Here is a 16089-nt window from a genome sequence, read left to right on the forward strand (position 1 = left end):
AATTAATCAAAAATATTTGTAAAGAAACCCTTGATTTTATTTTTTACATTTTCTCCGGACTCTTTTGGTTCCGGCTCATCGTAGATTGTTTCTTCAGGTGCTTCATAGCTCTCATATGTGTTTGTTGTTTCTTGTTCAACTACCATTTGACGAGCTGCTGAGGTTTCACCCGTAACAGCAATTTTTGCCAATTGATACACTTCACTCAAGTTTGCTGAATAATCCACGATACTTATTACATTTGTAAATACCGGGTTTCTCAGCCCCATGTGATTTGGAACATACAATTTTACATTTACGCCGAAGATTTCTTGTGCCAAGTCCACAACACCAGGAAGACTAGCAGCTCCGCCTGTCAATACGACGCCACCTGGCAACTCTAATGCTTCGATTTGGTCCAATGCATCTTTTGCTTTGTTGAAAATCTGTTCCATTCGAGCTGAAATAATTTCTGACAAGTAGCGTTCATCGACTTTCACTGGTTCTGACTGACCAATCACATCTACTGGAAATTCTTCATCTGGTGATGTCCGTTCTGGGTATGCATCACCGTAGTTTATTTTCAACGCTTCTGCATTGTTAAATGACGTATTTAATACAATAGAGATATCTTTAGTGACAAATTCGCCACCTTCTTGGTCAAGATTGGTAAACTTCAATTGCTTATCATGCATAACAGCCGTTGTTGTTTGGCCGCCACCCATATCAATGACGATCGTACCAAAATCTTTTTCTCCGTCAGAAAGAATTGATTCAGTCAGCGCTAAAGGAGTAATCACCATTTCGTTGACGATTAATCCGGCATTTTCCACGCATTTACGTATGTTATGGATGATCGTTTTAGGTCCTGTAAACAACAGACCGTACATTTCTAATCTTACGCCGATCATTCCACGAGGATCTTTGATTCCCTTGAACCCATCGACAGTAAAATCTTGTGGCAATATTGACACGATTTGACGTTCAGGAGGTATTGAACGAACAAGGGCAGCTGAAGCCACATTTCTGACATCTTCATCGGTGATTTCCTTTGAATCTCCGTTAACTGCAATCATTCCCTGGCAATTTTCTACTTCAAGCATGTTTGCTGGCAAACCGACACTTACGCCTTTGATCTGGATACCTGCTTTTTCTTCTGCTTGTCGTACTGCTCGTTGTATCGCTTGGACCGTTTTATCGATATCAACGATAATGCCTCGGTTAATCCCTTCTGATTTTGCGTTTCCTACTCCAATAATATTCATTTGGCTGTCGATATATTCAGCCACGACAACTTTAACAGATGTCGTTCCAATATCAAGGCCTACATACATTCCTGTTTTTGCCATGAATGGGATTCCCTCCTACTTACTATTCCATATACAAGCGAACAACTAGCGTCCGTTTTAAAATATACTTATTAATAGATATATTCACTGCTTCCAATTCTACCATAAATTACTGGTTTTTAGAAAGTACATTCTTACTTTTTAAAGTTGTTTTATCAATTTTCATTTAAACTTGACGGAGTTGTACTTGGATTATCTTCTATTTGACTTGTTTCACTTGAATCATTTGAATCAGATGATCCGTTTGTGTTAGACGATCCAGGTGTTTGTGCTGCTTGCGTTTCTGCCTCTTCACTTGATTCGTTTGTTTGATCCGCATTTTCTTCACTTTCAGTTGTTTCTTCCGATTGGCCCGATTCTTCCGTTTCTTGAGTGCTACCGTAAGGATGCGAGAAGATACCAACTTCCATGTCGATCACACCTTTTTCATCCATATCTTTGGCTACTTGCGAATAATATTTCATTTGGTTCGCAAGATTATTGATATTTACAATAACTTGATTGCCGTCATTCATATTCAATTGGATCAGATTTTTATTGCTTGCTCTTGGCGTGTACTTGATTTCAGAAATTGCTTTTTGTAATTCTGATGATAACTGATTGTATTGCTTTGTTAATTCTTTGATTTTTGCAGAGTCTTTGAACTCTTCCAAGATAGGGAGATTTTTTGTAGGATTTGCTACTTTTTCATCTAATACTGTTCCATTTTCAATCACTGGGTAGTATTGATTGTTTTTTGCGATCAAAGCAATCTCTTTATATTCTGTTACATCCAAATCGAATTCATTCATCCCTTTGAAATGTATATTTGCTGTTTCGATTCTTGGCTGTGCTTTTTTAAGGCGATCGATATAAGTAGATCGATGAAAATACTGTCCCCAGACATTTTCTCCTAATGACAATTTTGTATCAGAGATGATTTCTTGGCCGTTGACTGTCTTATTGCCTGATACTGCAACTGCTTGTAATTTGCTATAAGGAGAAACATAATAGATCAAAAAAATCAGCGGTATACCCAATACAGTGATGATCAAAGCTAACCGACGAAATAGTACTTTGTGCCGTTGACTTTTTAAATTGGGCAGCCGGTTCAAAAAAGAACCGTTATATGGCCCACCGTTTTTCTTTTGCTTGATCTCTTCAAAAAATTCGATTTTTTTCTCGGACTGGCTTTCTTCTTGCTGTTCCTCTTGAACCGTTTTTTCTTCTTCAGAATCTGAAAGGGGTGTATCTAATGTTATGTCTTCTTTTTTTGGCTCTTGGTTTTTCATCTCTTGTTCTGCCAGATATTTTCGGTTAGCCTTTTGCCAAGGAGTCAAATTGTTTTCATCAGAAGACGGATGAGACAATTTTTTTGGTTCTTTTTTCTTACTCACTAAGACCACCGCCTTTATTTTTTGATTATTTGTTTTACTAAGTCATAAAGACGTTTTGAAGCATCAGGGATTCCTTGTTCTTTAGAAGCTCGGCACATTTGCTTTTGCAATTCTTCATCACCCATGATTTCGTTGATTGTCTGACTTAGTGATTCACCTGTTAGTTCATTATCTGCAATCATTTTTGCTGCTCCTGCGTGAACAAGACTCATTGCATTTTTAGTCTGATGATCATTCGTAACATATGGGCTGGGAACCAACACTGCCGGTATCCCCAGAGCTGTGAATTCTGCGATCGAAGTTGCACCAGCACGCCCCACCAGCAGATCACTGGAAGCCATGACCTCTGCCATATTTTTGATATAAGGCTGGACACTAATATTTTGTATTTCAGGATTTATTTTATTTAGGATCTCTTCATAATATCTATCTCCTGAAGCATACAAAACTTGGTAAGAAAAAGGAATATATTCACTTAAAAAAACTGATACTGCTTGATTGATTTTAAGTGCTCCTTGACTACCGCCAAAAATCAAGACTGTTTTCTTTTCTGGATCCAAACCAAATGTTTTCAAAATATCTGATTTTTTAGTATCTGCTACTTCTTGTGCTCGAGGATTACCTACAAGAACTGCTTTTTTTTCAGGAAAAAAGGAAGCCGCATCTTTAAATGAAAGAGCGATCCGATCCACATATCGGCTTAAAAATTTATTAGTAACACCTGGTACACTGTTTTGTTCATGGATAATTGTTGGAATACCCATTTTGGCTGCAGCGTACACTACCGCTCCGGAAACATATCCTCCAGTACCGATAACGATATCTGGTTGAAAATCACTGAGGATTTTTTTTGCTTGACGGATACTCTTAAGAAACAATCGGACCGTCTTGATGTTATGCATGGAAATTTTTCGTTTAAATCCTTGAATCTCCAAGGTATGGAAAGGCATTCCTGTATCAGGGACGATTTTGTTTTCTAGACCTCGTTTTGCTCCCACATACATGAATTCAGCATTCGGTTCTTGAGTCTTTACATAATTGACAAAGGCAAGAGCTGGATAAATATGTCCCCCTGTTCCTCCGCCTGTAACCAAAATTTTCATTTTTTATCGCTCGCTTCTACTTTTTCTATTTTAATCGGTTCACAGCTTCCATGAATCTGTTTCCTCTAGTTTCAAAATTTGGGTATTGATCCCAGCTGGCATTCGCTGGTGATAATAAAACTACATCACCATCTGTACTGTTTTCTAATGCTAAAGGAACTGCTTGTTCTACAGAATCGGCTGTTACTATTGTCTCGATGCCTGCTTTTTTTCCAGCATCCATCAACTTTTCTTTTGTTTGACCAAATACGACCATTGCTTTGATTCCTTTTAATGAAGGAATTAATTCATCAAATGTATTTCCTCTGTCTAATCCGCCAGCCAATAACACGACCTTAGACGTTTCAAATCCACTTAGAGCCATTTTAGTCGCTAAAATATTGGTTGCTTTTGAATCATTATAAAATTTTCTGCCTTGGATTTCTCCTACATATTGCGTACGATGTGGTACGCCATGGAATAAATTCAACGTTTCTCGTATAGCTTCATTTGATATACCATACAATTTTGCTACAGAAATAGCAGCTAGTGCATTTTCTACATTATGCTTACCTGGTACGCCAAGTTCAGATATTTCCATTATTTTTTCTTTTTTATAGTATATTGAGTAATCGTCAGCATACACACCGTCTTCCAACACTTCTTTTGTCGAGAAAGGCAGTACGCGTGCTTTTGTTCTTTGCGCTAATTCTTGTAGTTCTGACTGATTCCAGTTAAGGATCAGATAATCTTTTTCTGTCATGTTTTTTTGAAGGTTCCATTTAGCTTTGACATATTCTTTTCTTGTACCATGATAATCAATATGTGCTTCATAGATATTGGTAATCACCGCTATATGAGGGCGGAAATCTGTGATTCCCATGAGTTGAAAACTAGATAACTCCATCACGATTTTATCTTCTGGTTTCGCTTCTTGCGCGACACCACTTGCTGGATATCCAATATTTCCTGCTAAACGTGCAATTCCTTGATCTGCTCCTGCATTCAGTAGTAGTCCTGTCATCGTTGTTGTCGTTGTTTTTCCGTTCGTTCCTGTAATCCCAATAATTGGGCATTCCGCTACTTCGTAAGCTAGCTCAACTTCCGTAATTACCGGAATACCCATTTCTTGGGCTTTTGCTACTAAAGGATGACTGTAGGGAATCCCTGGATTTTTGACCATCAATGAAAATTCTTCATCCAACAATTCGATTGGATGACTACCTGTTATTACTTTTATCCCTAAAGAAAGCAGCTCTTGTGCTTCCGGATTTTCGTCAAAAGGTTTTCCATCATTAACGGTGACAAGTGCGCCCAATTCATGTAATAATTTGGCCGCACTTACTCCGCTTTTTGCGAGTCCTAAGACAAGCACTTTCTTATTTTCATATGTTGATATTTTTTTCATTTCCCGTCATCTCCTACCAAACGATCCATAATGTGATCAACGAAGTCACAATGCTGATCAACCAAAAAACTGTATCAATCTTCCACTCCGACCATCCGCACATTTCAAAGTGATGATGAATTGGAGACATTTTAAAAATTCGTTTTCCTGTAAGCTTAAAGGAAGTAACTTGAAGCATCACACTTGCTGTTTCCATAACATAGATCAAACCAATCAAAAGCAATGTCCATTCTTGGTTTAGCATTATAGAAATTGCCGCTAAAAGTCCGCCCAACGCTAATGAACCGACATCTCCCATAAAAATCTTGGCAGGTTTTCTGTTGTAGACGAAGAAACCCAGTAAACCTCCTAAAACACTTAAGCAAATGATTAATACATCATACTGATGCTGATGCCAAGCAATTAGACCGTAAGCTGCAAAAGAGATACTTCCTAAGCCAGCAACTAATCCATCGATGCCATCTGTCAGGTTTACCGCATTTGAAAATCCAACAAGCCAGAAGAGAGCGAAAATACCATAAATGATTCCTAAAGGTAGATCTAGTCCGAAGAAATTCAATACACCTGGATAACCTTCAGAACGGTAAACAAGATAAAAGATGATTCCCCCTAGAATCTGTCCAATCAATTTCTGCTTCGAGTTCAGTCCCATGTTTCTTTTCTTGAATATTTTTATAAAATCATCAAGAAAGCCGATTACTCCGTATAACGCTAATACAAAAAGCAAGATGAAAAGAGTAGGAGTTAGCTGTTTTTGCCAAGCTCCAACCCAAATTCCTGTCAAAATAGAGCCGATCAGAAACACTAAGCCGCCCATTGTAGGAGTTCCGGCTTTGCTATTGTGCCACTTTGGTCCCTCCTCACGAATCGCCTGACCTTGCTTTTTCATTTGAAAGTAACCAATAAATAGCGGCATTGCGGCAATTGTCATTGCACAACTGCTGACAATGGGAATCAATGCTTGTGTCCATTCCATGCTCTTTTCTCTCCTATTTCTCTTCTTATTCTTCTAAAGTAAAACTAAGTTTGTCTTCAGTGATTTTTTCATATGGAGCAAGTTCTTGTTTGACACAATAACCATCTCCATCAAAACTAACTTCAATACCGAGGATTTTCCCCAGCTTCATGATATCTGCTTTTGACCATCCTGTTACGTCAGGCATCAGCTTATCACCACCAGTGTATAGGATCAGTTTTTCTCCAGAAATCAACTGATCACCGTTGGCAGTAGATTGTTTTTGTACTTTTTTACCATTACCGATCACTACAGGTTGCAGTCCACTTTTTTGAGCATCAGCTGCTGCAACGTCCGCTTCAAGATTACGATAATCGGCTACGGATACTTTTTCTGTTTTTGTTTCTGTATCTGAATCTTCTTCAGTTTCTTTAAAATCCATTGCCCGTTTCATCAATGGATTTGCGATTTTAGCCAAGGCCATTCGATCATATGTCTTAGGGTGTTTCATTGTTAGATACAAGACATAGTCTGGATCTTCAGAAGGAACCATCTCCACAATCGAATACAGGTAGGCTGTATCTCCTGTTTGATATCCCCCTGTATCAGAAGCGATTTGGGCTGTTCCGGTTTTTGCCGATACATTGTATCCAGGTACACTATATACACCATAAGCACTACCGTAGTTTTCGCTTTCGACAACATCTCTCATATATTCACGGACTTTTTCTGTTGTTTCTTTTGAAAAAGGTTGCCCTAGAACTTCTGTTTGAGTTGTTCGCTCTTCTCCAGTTTGGGGATCCACCACTTTGCTGATATATCGAGGTTGAATCATTGTACCGTTATTCGCAATAGAAGTGAAAGCTTTCATCATTTGGAAATTCGTCACACCTACCGCTTGTCCATAAGCACTCATTGCTCGGTCGACAATATTTGATGTAGGTAAAGCACCGTTTACTTCATCATCTAATCCAGAATGAGTACTTTGTCCAAATCCTAGTTTTTGTAAATAGTTATACCATCGTCCGCCTAATCGCTGTTCCAGTATGACCATCCCGACGTTACTTGACCATGAAAGAGCTTGACGCATGGTCAGCACACCTTTTTCACCAAAGTCATGGTCATTGATCGTAGCATCTTCTACTTGGATTTTTCCAGATTGGAAGGTTTCATTCTCGTTGAATTCTCCTTCTTCGATAGCAGCTGCAGTAGTGAAAACTTTCATGGTTGATCCTGGTTCATAACTATCTTGTACCAAGAAATTACGCCAGATAGCATCTTTTCCAGTCAATCCTTCCATTGTTTCAGGATTGAAAGTAGGTCGTTGTCCCATTGCCAAGATTTCTCCGGTTTTTGCTTTCATCAAGACTGCTGTCAATTCTTCTGGCTGATATTCTTCATTTACTTGATCCATCAGTGTTTCTAAATAACTTTGTAGTCTGCTGTCTAAAGTCGTGTAGATATCTTGTCCGTCGACAGCTTTTTCTTCTTCTGCCACTGTACCTGGCAGAGGATTTTGAAAATTATCTTTTTGATAAATAATCTTACCATCTTTACCGCTCAAGATATCATTGTAAGCAGACTCCAAACCTAGTTTACCAACTAAGCCATTCTCATCTTTGTCTGGAACTGCGTATCCAATAAAATGAGAAGAAAAGACGCCATTTGGATACATCCGAGCCTGATGGTCGACAAAGTAAAGACCAGCGACACCTTCTTTTTTCATGTCCGCTTCGATGTTTTGCTTGGTTTCTTGGGAGATATTTTTCCCATAGCTACCAAATTCAACTTGATACAGCTCTTTTTTTGCGCCGTCTTCTAAAATATTCAGTGCATCTTTTTTGTCTATAGAAAGATTCTTATGCAGGATTTCTGCTATTTTATCAAAATTCTTTTCTTCAACATACAGTTTTTTATCCCCAGAGGTATATGTTTTTGAGAGTATCGCTTTAATTGAATAAGAGGAGGCATCTTCTGCGAGCGCCACACCGTTACGATCATAAATCGTTCCTCTTTTTGCTTTTACTACTTCACTTCCTTGGTACAACTGTTTTGTTTTTTCAGCTAATGAGGTACCAGCAACATGACCTCCAATAACGATATACGAGAAACGGACGGCAAATAAAAAGAACAATCCAATACTCGTAGCAAATAAAATGATACCTACTTTTTTGCGATTGTTCATCGGATTTAGATTTTTCTTTTCCATAAACCGCCGAATTTTATTTTTAAGACTCATTTACTTCACTTTCCTTAAATTGTCGTCATTAATAGACAATCCTTTTTCTTCTGCGATTTGTTTAATCCGTTCAGTACGAGAAAGTTCGTTTTTTTCTTGTTCTAAACTCGTTTTTTCTTGCTTTTTATCATTGATTTCTGTTTGTATTGACGTGATTTCTTTTTCAGCTCCGCTGATATTTGTGCGCAGCATAACTGTTAAAACACATAAAGTAACAATAGCAATCGCCACGCTTGCCACAGCAATTTTTTCCAAAGCAGAAATCTGCTTTAATCGTTTTGCCGGTGATTGTGGAAGAATGATTTCTTGATTCGAAGAAGAATCAGGCATTTGTTGTTCCGGCTGATCCACCAATTCAGGTAAATCATATTCGTAATCTTGCATTTTCTTTAATTCTGCCATCATTCTACTCCTCTTTCATTCTTATTTTTTCTGCAATACGTAACTTTGCACTGCGTGATCGATTGTTTTCTGCTAGCTCTTCCTCTGAAGGAAGGATTGGTTTACGAGTAATGACTTTCAGTTCTGGTTGGAATTCGTCAGGTATGACAGGAAGTCCCGGTGGTAGATCTTGTACCGTACTATATTCTTTAAACATACTTTTGACAATTCTGTCTTCCAATGAATGGAATGTGATTACGCTGATTCTTCCATTGACTTTCAATAACCGGATTGCCTGTTCTAAAGAGGCCTCTTCGGCACCGAGTTCGTCATTTACTGCAATCCGCACAGCTTGAAAAATTCTTTTTGCAGGATGCCCGCCTTTTCTTCTTGCGGGAGCTGGGATGACTTGTTTAATGATTTCGACAAGCTCACCAGTTGTTTGGATTGGTTTTGTTTTTCGTACACGTTCGATTTCACGAGCAATTTGTTTGGAAAATTTCTCCTCGCCATAGCGGAAGAAAATCTTTACTAATTCATGGTAGGAATATTCATTAATTACGTGATAAGCGGATAAAGGAGCTGACTGATCCATGCGCATATCCAACGGTGCATCTTGATGATAACTAAATCCACGTTCTGCTTCATCTAGCTGAGGAGAGGAAACCCCTAGATCATACAAAATGCCGTCTACCTTATCTACATGCTCACTCAAGCGTTCTTCTAATTCTCTGAAATTCGCTTTGATAAATGTGACCATACCTTGTTCGACATAAGAAGCTAAACGCAGCTTGGCGTGATCGATTGCTTTTTGATCTTGGTCAAACGCATACAGATGCCCTTTAGAACTTAGTTGGCTTAATAAATATTCACTATGTCCGGCACCGCCGAGTGTACAGTCTACATAAACGCCATCCGGTTTGATGTTCAATCCATCTACCGTTTCTTTCAACATGACTGTATAGTGTTGAAATGTTTCAGTCATTAGTCAGCCTCTTCCTATTCTTATAGTCCGAAATCAATCATACTTTCAGCAATTTCGTCAAAGTTATCTTCTGCTGCTGCAGAAAAATCTTGCCATCGTGTCTCATCCCAAATTTCAATTCGGTTAGATACACCGATGACTACGCAACCTTTTGCCAAAGCTGCATAATTTCTTAACGTGCTGGGTATATTGATTCGTCCTTGTTTATCAAGTTCGCATTCAGTGGCAGCCGAATAGAAGAATCGCACAAAAGTACGTGCGTCTTTTTTAGCCAACGGCATTTCGTTCAGTTTAGCTTCCAGATTTTCCCATTCGCTCATCGGATAGCCGAAAAGACAGCCATCCAATCCGCGTGTCAGAACAAACTTTTCACCAAGTTCTTCACGAAGTTTTGAGGGCACGATTAAACGTCCTTTTGCATCAATATTATGTTGGAATTCACCCATCAACATTGAAAGCCCCCCATTCCTCCACTAACTAAAATTAGTCTACCACAATCCCCCACTTTCTACCACCTTTTCTGGGAAATCCGGGAACAACTTTTTTTATTCATAAACATTTTTTTTAAAATCAAGCTGCAAAAAGCCTTTTAAAAGACTTTTTACAGCTTTTCTATTTTTTTCATAGGTAAGAAAGTATGTTCACAATGATCAAGACAGCGTACAAGACGATTGTCAACAGAAAAACCAAACGCCAAGTCATCTTGAAATAACGCGGATAAATAATTTCTTCATAATAATATGCTTGGAAAACAGCAATACAAATTCCCATTAGCAAAACAGAAATAAAGAAAAACGGTAAGATAGAAATTGTCCCTGTATTTCTAGACAATGCATGCATACCGCCCCACAAAAAAGGAATCGCCAAATCAGGGGCTTTTATTTTAAAACGACGATTTAACGAAAATAATTTTACAAGAAATTGGCAACCAAACAAAACGATTACCGGGTAAATATACCAAAACAAGATAAGTGGTGTGAATGTGCCCATGAACGTAAACTCCTTTTTTATCGTTGCTTCAAGTATACTGTATATACTTTACACAACTGTTTCATTTTATTTAAATTTATGCAGTTATATTCTATATCTTACAAACACATTCCATGTATTCCAATTCCCTATCCGTTATAATAAAAGAAACAGGCAACAGGAGGAAAATCATGATCAAATATTTTACATTAGATAATGAGAAACTGCGTAATACCGGAAAGGAAACTGACCAAACGATCTGGTATTGTGTAGAACGTCCTAATCAAGAAGAGATTCATCAGCTGACACATCAATTTGAAATTCCGTCAGATTACATCACTTCCATATTGGACGATGCAGAAAATTCCCGTACAGAAGAATTCAATCAATCAAAGTTGACAAAGCCAGCGTTATTATTGTTACAATATCCTTTTGCTAAAACAAGTCCTAGCGGTTATTTTCAAGTGGATACATACCCGCTCTCTATTATTTTGACGCCCAAAAAGAAGCTTATCACAATTACGAATCATGAACCACTGTTTTTAAAGAAAGTCTTTAGCCAGACCTTTCCAAAAAGTGATATTTCGCCTAATCTCAATATCTTCTTTCAATTCATTTGGCAGGTCACACTCTCTTACAACAGTTATTTAGCTACGCTTCAATCTCAATGCGATACTTTGGAAGCCAAACTTCAAGTATCCACTGAAAACAAACAACTTTATCAAATCATGGATATCCAAAAAAGCCTCGTTTATTTCAGAGAAGCGACTTCTGCTAATTTAGATGCATTGAAAGAACTAGCACAAAATAAACTTTTCCAAGAAAATCATGCTTTGAAAAATCATTTACGTGATGTATTGGTGGAAACAGAGCAGGCAATGACTACTTCTCGCATTCAATTAAAACTAGTAGAACAAATGAATCAGACTTTTTCAGCAATCGTATCGAATAATCTGAATAATATTATGAAAATTTTAACTTCTTTAACGATTATTTTAACTATACCGACAATCGTCGGCAGTATCTATGGAATGAACATTAAGTTACCTATTGCTGAAAGGGATGATGCCTTTATATGGCTAGTTCTATTAACATTATTTATTTGTATCGTAACTACCTATTATTTAAAAAAAGGGAAGTTTTTATAAAAAAGCCCTCTTGTGGAAATGGCAAAAAGATTGTACACTTGAATCAACTAATTAATGACGAGGTTGAAAACAATGCGTGAAAAAAAACAAACAAGTACTTTTGCTAAAGTAACAAAATTTGTCATTTGGACAATGCTGATTTTAACGATTGGATCTGTTGTATTGACTGCTGTAATGAGTGTCATGTAAAAATAAAATATAGCTATCAGCTGCTGAAAAGGACCTGAACCACTGCGAGGTGGCTCAGGTCCTTTTTGCGAGTTTCAATAGTTCTTTTGCATGTTCGAGTGTGAGTTTTGTAATCTCACTTCCAGCCAGCATACGTGCAATTTCTTCTTCTCTTTCTTTTGTTTTCAACTCTGAAACAGAAGTTTGCGTACGTCCATCAATCACTGCTTTCACAATATAATATTGATAGTCGGCGACTGCAGCAACTTGAGGCAGATGAGTGATGCACAAAACTTGAGAGTATTTCGATATTTGAGAAATTTTATCTGCGATGGCTTGTGCAACTCTTCCGCTCACACCTGTATCCACTTCATCAAAAATAATACTTGTCACACCTTGCTCAGAAGAAAAAATAGTTTTCAAAGCAAGCAACATCCGAGACAGTTCGCCACCAGAAGCGACTTTCACCAAAGGCTTCAGTGGCTCTCCTGGATTGGTCGTAATGTAAAATTCGATTTGGTCAAATCCATCATGATTCAATTGTCTATTTTCTTCTTTTAAGAAACGTACCTCAAACTCAGTGTTTTCCATATACAGACTTTTCAATTCATGCAGAATGGATTTTTCCAATTCTTTTGCGATTTTTTTACGCGCTTCATGAAGATCTGCGGCTTGTTGCTGAAGTAGAAGCTCTTTTTGCTCTAGTTCCTCTTTCATTTTGTCCAATTGACCTTCTGAAAAATCAGAAGAAGCTAGCTCTTCGGTGATTTCGTCATAGTAAGCCAATATTGACTCAATGGATTCGCCGTATTTACGTTTCAACTGTCGGATTAATTCTAAACGTTGCGTCACTTCTTCTAAACGACTCTCATCTAACTCCAATAAATCAATCTGACGACTCATATCGCCGATTGCATCTTGCAGCAAATAGTAAGCACTTTGGATATTTTCATAAATTGCTTCATACTCCACATCTAGATGGGCGATCCCTTGCAGTTCTGAAACGGCCAAGCCAACACCATCTACACTGTTTTGTTCATTATTCGTCAGTGCTCCGTAACCTGCAGCTAATCCATCAGCAATTTTTTGATAATTGCTAAGTTTTTCTCTTTCTTCTTTTAATTTCTCTTCTTCTCCGACTTGCAAATCAGCAGCAGCTATTTCTTCTTGCTGGAAATGGAGCATATCTATTCTCTGAACATAGGATTTTTCATTTTGCTGCACTTTTCGTACCCTTTTTTCCAGCTCACGATAAGAGATATATTCTTGCTGATAACTCTTTTTCTTCTGTTGGAAAGCTACATCTCCAAAACGATCCAATAAAGCAAGATGTGATTCAGGCTGGAGCAGTTCCTGATGTTCGTTTTGTCCTTGGATATCTACTAAATAACTGCCGATTCTTCTCAGATTAGCTAATGTGATGATATGACCATTCACTCGACAAACATTTTTTCCAGTTAAGGACATATCCCGTCGAACAATCAGATTGTCCTCATCTGTTTCGATCCCTAATTCAACCATCAGTTCAGAGAATCCTTCTTGTTTTGGTAGTTCAAACAACCCTTCAAGCACACATTTTTCTGCTCCTTGACGTATATAATCGCTTGAACCTCTTCCTCCTGCTAACAGACCTAAAGCATCGATAATAATGGATTTACCCGCACCAGTCTCTCCGGTCAGCGCGGTCATTCCTTCGTGAAAAGAAAGCCGCAATTCCGGAATAATCGCAAAGTTAGTAATACTGATTTCTTGTAGCATCACATTCGCTCCTCAACTTAAAGGTAATGCAGGAAGTCTTTCTTCAATAAAACTGCCTGGTCTTCAGTTCGTGTAATCATCAAAACATTATCGTCATCATTGATAATCGAAAATAATTCTTTCTTGTAACGTTTATCAATCAAATTTGCTGCTGCCGAAGCATTTCCCGGCAATGTTTTCAAAATAACAAATTTTTCCATTTGGTCAACTGCCACGAAAGCGTCTTTTAATAGTTTTTCCAATTTAGTATTTACATCTTCGTTTGTTTCAGCTGGTATGCTATAACGGTAGCCGCCATCTGAAGCCGGTACCTTGATCAGTTTCAGTTCCTTTATATCTCTGGAAATCGTAGCTTGAGTAACAGATATTCCTTTGCTTTTCAGGATTTCAACAAATTCTTCCTGCTTTCGGATATCTTGCTCACTCAACAATCGAGTAATCAAACGATGCCGATCTTTTTTTCTCATTACGTCTTCGCTCCTTAGCATATTCTTCTTAATCAATGATAGCTTATTTCCTTGGTATAATAAAGAAGAATCCGCATACTTCTCACTTGATTTTCACAGTTACAATTTATTTATGGTCAAACTGTTCGTGTGCATTTGAAACCACTTCTGCCATATTAATAGCTGAATTGATTGTTCCGCTTTCGGGTACTTTCCTCAAGTGAGCCAAGAACTCGATATTTCCTTCTCCCCCCGTGATCGGAGAATAACTTAATTCCAGCACATCATATCCACCTTGTGCCGCAAATGACAAAATGTCTTCTAAAACTTTTTGATGGGTCTGAGGGTCACGAACAATTCCGTTTTTCCCTACAGCTTCTCTGCCTGCTTCGAATTGGGGTTTGATTAAGGCAATCACTTCTCCCTCTTCTTTTAAAATAGCATGTAATGGAGGCAGCATCAGTTTTAGTGAAATAAAAGAAACATCGATAACAGCAACTTCTGGAATTCCTAAGGTAAAGTCTTCGGGTTTTGCATAACGAAAATTCACTCTTTCCATTACGACGACTCTAGGATCTTGTCTTATTTTCCAAGCTAGCTGATTGTAGCCAACGTCTAAAGCATAACTCATTTTTGCGCCATTTTGCAAAGCTGCATCAGTAAATCCGCCAGTGGATGCACCAATATCTAACAATGTTTTTCCTTCAACAGATAGATCAAATGCTTTGAGTGCTTTTTCTAATTTTAATCCCCCCCGAGAAACATAAGGAAGTTTTTTACCTTTGACTCTTAATTCACTACTCACTGGAATTTTTTCTCCCGGTTTATCAAGCCGCTCGTTTTTTTCGTTGTAAATCAAACCAGCCATCACTGAACGTTTGGCTTGTTCTCTTGTTTCAAATAATCCTTGTTTGACCGCTAATACATCTACGCGTTCTTTTTCCATTCTTTCCCTCATTTCTCCACATCAAATTGCTTGATCATCTGGCGCATCAGCCCGCCATTAAAAGAAAAAACGTCCTCTTCTAATTTGTCTATGATCTTGTTGGCGGATAACAGTTCAATCTCCAACGCCTCACGTGTCTTTTCTAGGCCTAATAAACGCGGGTAAGTATTTTTTTCCATACGTTCATCTTTACCAGCTGTTTTCCCTAATGTTTTCGTTGTACCAATCACATCGAGTAGATCATCTCTTATCTGAAAAGCTAAACCTAAATGTTCGGCTAATCGTTGAAGTAGCAATATGATTTCTTCAGGTTGCTTCGCTAATATGCCACCAGCCAGCAAGGCATAACGAATCAAATGCCCTGTCTTTCTTTCATGAATAAATGCTAATTCTTCTAAAGAAAGCTTTTTCGATTCGCCCTCGATATCTGCAGCTTGCCCAGCAACCATACCTTGTGATCCCGCACAAACAGCTAATTGCTGAAGCAGCAGAAGCTTAGGAGAATTACCTAAGTGTGCCATACTGATTAGCTGGAATGCTCCTGTAAGCAAACCATCTCCGGCCAATATAGCTAATGCTTCGCCGAATACTTTATGATTGGTAGGTCTTCCTCTACGAAGATCATCATTGTCCATCGCAGGCAAATCATCGTGGATCAAGGAATACGTATGCACCATTTCTAAAGCAGCTGCTACTTGATAGACGGGAACATCAATAGGCTCATCAAAGGAAGCAACGGCCGTTAAAAGTAATAAGGGACGTATTCTTTTCCCGCCTGCTTTCACTGAATAACTCATCGCATCATAGAGTCCTCTATCCGTTGTATGCTCATCTAAAAAAGACAAGATTTCTTTTTCTACAGCAGGTAGATGAATAGCTGAAAAGTCAGTTAATCTCATC

The 16089-nt window shown here is 38.2% G+C and carries 16 protein-coding genes; 2 read left to right on the plus strand and 14 right to left on the minus strand.

Annotated elements, in window-relative coordinates; translation table 11 throughout:
* Positions 1-2: 2 nt before the first annotated feature.
* The 10 genes from ftsA to DIZ30_RS00150 all read right to left on the minus strand — a co-directional run bounded on the left by ftsA (position 3) and on the right by DIZ30_RS00150 (position 10744).
* Positions 3-1328: a cell division protein FtsA gene (gene ftsA / locus DIZ30_RS00105; RefSeq protein ID WP_098188777.1), complete on the minus strand. Its 1326-nt coding sequence runs from the start codon at positions 1326-1328 to the stop codon at positions 3-5.
* A gap of 155 nt (positions 1329-1483) precedes the next feature.
* Complete coding sequence (locus DIZ30_RS00110) at positions 1484-2704, minus strand: cell division protein FtsQ/DivIB (RefSeq protein WP_109023030.1); 1221 nt, start codon at positions 2702-2704, stop codon at positions 1484-1486.
* A 14-nt stretch (positions 2705-2718) separates the two neighbouring features.
* A complete protein-coding gene (gene murG / locus DIZ30_RS00115; protein WP_098188778.1) occupies positions 2719-3807 on the minus strand; it encodes an undecaprenyldiphospho-muramoylpentapeptide beta-N-acetylglucosaminyltransferase in 1089 nt (362 codons plus the stop codon).
* A gap of 25 nt (positions 3808-3832) precedes the next feature.
* Complete coding sequence (murD, locus tag DIZ30_RS00120) at positions 3833-5194, minus strand: UDP-N-acetylmuramoyl-L-alanine--D-glutamate ligase (RefSeq protein ID WP_002325464.1); 1362 nt, start codon at positions 5192-5194, stop codon at positions 3833-3835.
* Between the two features lie 13 nt (positions 5195-5207).
* Positions 5208-6170, minus strand: a complete 963-nt coding sequence (mraY, locus tag DIZ30_RS00125) for a phospho-N-acetylmuramoyl-pentapeptide-transferase (protein ID WP_002286639.1) — start codon at positions 6168-6170, stop codon at positions 5208-5210.
* 25 nt (positions 6171-6195) lie between these two features.
* A complete protein-coding gene (locus DIZ30_RS00130) occupies positions 6196-8388 on the minus strand; it encodes a penicillin-binding transpeptidase domain-containing protein (RefSeq protein WP_002286640.1) in 2193 nt (730 codons plus the stop codon).
* The gene (gene ftsL / locus DIZ30_RS00135) at positions 8389-8790 is read right to left on the minus strand and encodes a cell division protein FtsL (RefSeq protein ID WP_098189021.1); all 402 of its coding nucleotides are present in this window, start codon (positions 8788-8790) and stop codon (positions 8389-8391) included.
* Between the two features lie 4 nt (positions 8791-8794).
* Positions 8795-9754 (minus strand): 16S rRNA (cytosine(1402)-N(4))-methyltransferase RsmH, encoded by a 960-nt coding sequence (rsmH, locus tag DIZ30_RS00140; RefSeq protein ID WP_002297994.1) that lies wholly within the window; start codon positions 9752-9754, stop codon positions 8795-8797.
* A gap of 20 nt (positions 9755-9774) precedes the next feature.
* Positions 9775-10206: a division/cell wall cluster transcriptional repressor MraZ gene (gene mraZ / locus DIZ30_RS00145; protein WP_002332074.1), complete on the minus strand. Its 432-nt coding sequence runs from the start codon at positions 10204-10206 to the stop codon at positions 9775-9777.
* A gap of 169 nt (positions 10207-10375) precedes the next feature.
* The gene (locus tag DIZ30_RS00150) at positions 10376-10744 is read right to left on the minus strand and encodes a DUF3397 domain-containing protein (protein WP_002286647.1); all 369 of its coding nucleotides are present in this window, start codon (positions 10742-10744) and stop codon (positions 10376-10378) included.
* Between the two features lie 170 nt (positions 10745-10914).
* On the opposite strand from DIZ30_RS00150, the gene DIZ30_RS00155 reads away from it, so the two are divergent.
* On the plus strand, positions 10915-11871 hold the full coding sequence (locus tag DIZ30_RS00155; protein WP_002286649.1) for a magnesium transporter CorA family protein: 957 nt from the start codon (positions 10915-10917) through the stop codon (positions 11869-11871).
* Positions 11872-11943: 72 nt separating this feature from the next.
* A complete protein-coding gene (locus DIZ30_RS00160; protein ID WP_002291876.1) occupies positions 11944-12060 on the plus strand; it encodes a DUF4044 domain-containing protein in 117 nt (38 codons plus the stop codon).
* A 54-nt stretch (positions 12061-12114) separates the two neighbouring features.
* Here the strand turns inward: DIZ30_RS00160 and recN are convergent, their stop codons facing one another.
* From recN to DIZ30_RS00180, 4 genes are all read right to left on the minus strand, one after another.
* The gene (gene recN, locus DIZ30_RS00165; RefSeq protein WP_002286651.1) at positions 12115-13797 is read right to left on the minus strand and encodes a DNA repair protein RecN; all 1683 of its coding nucleotides are present in this window, start codon (positions 13795-13797) and stop codon (positions 12115-12117) included.
* A gap of 17 nt (positions 13798-13814) precedes the next feature.
* Positions 13815-14264, minus strand: a complete 450-nt coding sequence (locus tag DIZ30_RS00170; protein ID WP_002286653.1) for an arginine repressor — start codon at positions 14262-14264, stop codon at positions 13815-13817.
* Between the two features lie 106 nt (positions 14265-14370).
* Complete coding sequence (locus DIZ30_RS00175) at positions 14371-15189, minus strand: TlyA family RNA methyltransferase (RefSeq protein WP_104890504.1); 819 nt, start codon at positions 15187-15189, stop codon at positions 14371-14373.
* 8 nt (positions 15190-15197) lie between these two features.
* Positions 15198-16088: a polyprenyl synthetase family protein gene (locus DIZ30_RS00180; protein ID WP_104890503.1), complete on the minus strand. Its 891-nt coding sequence runs from the start codon at positions 16086-16088 to the stop codon at positions 15198-15200.
* Position 16089: the final 1 nt, after the last annotated feature.

This window comes from Enterococcus sp. H57 (assembly GCF_003112495.1).
Taxonomy (GTDB): domain Bacteria; phylum Bacillota; class Bacilli; order Lactobacillales; family Enterococcaceae; genus Enterococcus_B; species Enterococcus_B faecium.

Coding starts and splice junctions, on each gene's coding strand:
- DIZ30_RS00180 (WP_104890503.1), bottom strand. CDS start 16,088: ATGAGATTAACTGACTTTTCAGCTATTCATCTACCTGCTGTAGAAAAA.
- DIZ30_RS00155 (WP_002286649.1), top strand. CDS start 10,915: ATGATCAAATATTTTACATTAGATAATGAGAAACTGCGTAATACCGGA.
- ftsA (WP_098188777.1), bottom strand. CDS start 1,328: ATGGCAAAAACAGGAATGTATGTAGGCCTTGATATTGGAACGACATCT.
- DIZ30_RS00150 (WP_002286647.1), bottom strand. CDS start 10,744: ATGGGCACATTCACACCACTTATCTTGTTTTGGTATATTTACCCGGTA.
- ftsL (WP_098189021.1), bottom strand. CDS start 8,790: ATGGCAGAATTAAAGAAAATGCAAGATTACGAATATGATTTACCTGAA.
- DIZ30_RS00160 (WP_002291876.1), top strand. CDS start 11,944: ATGCGTGAAAAAAAACAAACAAGTACTTTTGCTAAAGTAACAAAATTT.
- recN (WP_002286651.1), bottom strand. CDS start 13,797: ATGCTACAAGAAATCAGTATTACTAACTTTGCGATTATTCCGGAATTG.
- mraZ (WP_002332074.1), bottom strand. CDS start 10,206: ATGTTGATGGGTGAATTCCAACATAATATTGATGCAAAAGGACGTTTA.
- rsmH (WP_002297994.1), bottom strand. CDS start 9,754: ATGACTGAAACATTTCAACACTATACAGTCATGTTGAAAGAAACGGTA.
- DIZ30_RS00175 (WP_104890504.1), bottom strand. CDS start 15,189: ATGGAAAAAGAACGCGTAGATGTATTAGCGGTCAAACAAGGATTATTT.
- murD (WP_002325464.1), bottom strand. CDS start 5,194: ATGAAAAAAATATCAACATATGAAAATAAGAAAGTGCTTGTCTTAGGA.
- DIZ30_RS00130 (WP_002286640.1), bottom strand. CDS start 8,388: ATGAGTCTTAAAAATAAAATTCGGCGGTTTATGGAAAAGAAAAATCTA.
- murG (WP_098188778.1), bottom strand. CDS start 3,807: ATGAAAATTTTGGTTACAGGCGGAGGAACAGGGGGACATATTTATCCA.
- DIZ30_RS00170 (WP_002286653.1), bottom strand. CDS start 14,264: ATGAGAAAAAAAGATCGGCATCGTTTGATTACTCGATTGTTGAGTGAG.
- mraY (WP_002286639.1), bottom strand. CDS start 6,170: ATGGAATGGACACAAGCATTGATTCCCATTGTCAGCAGTTGTGCAATG.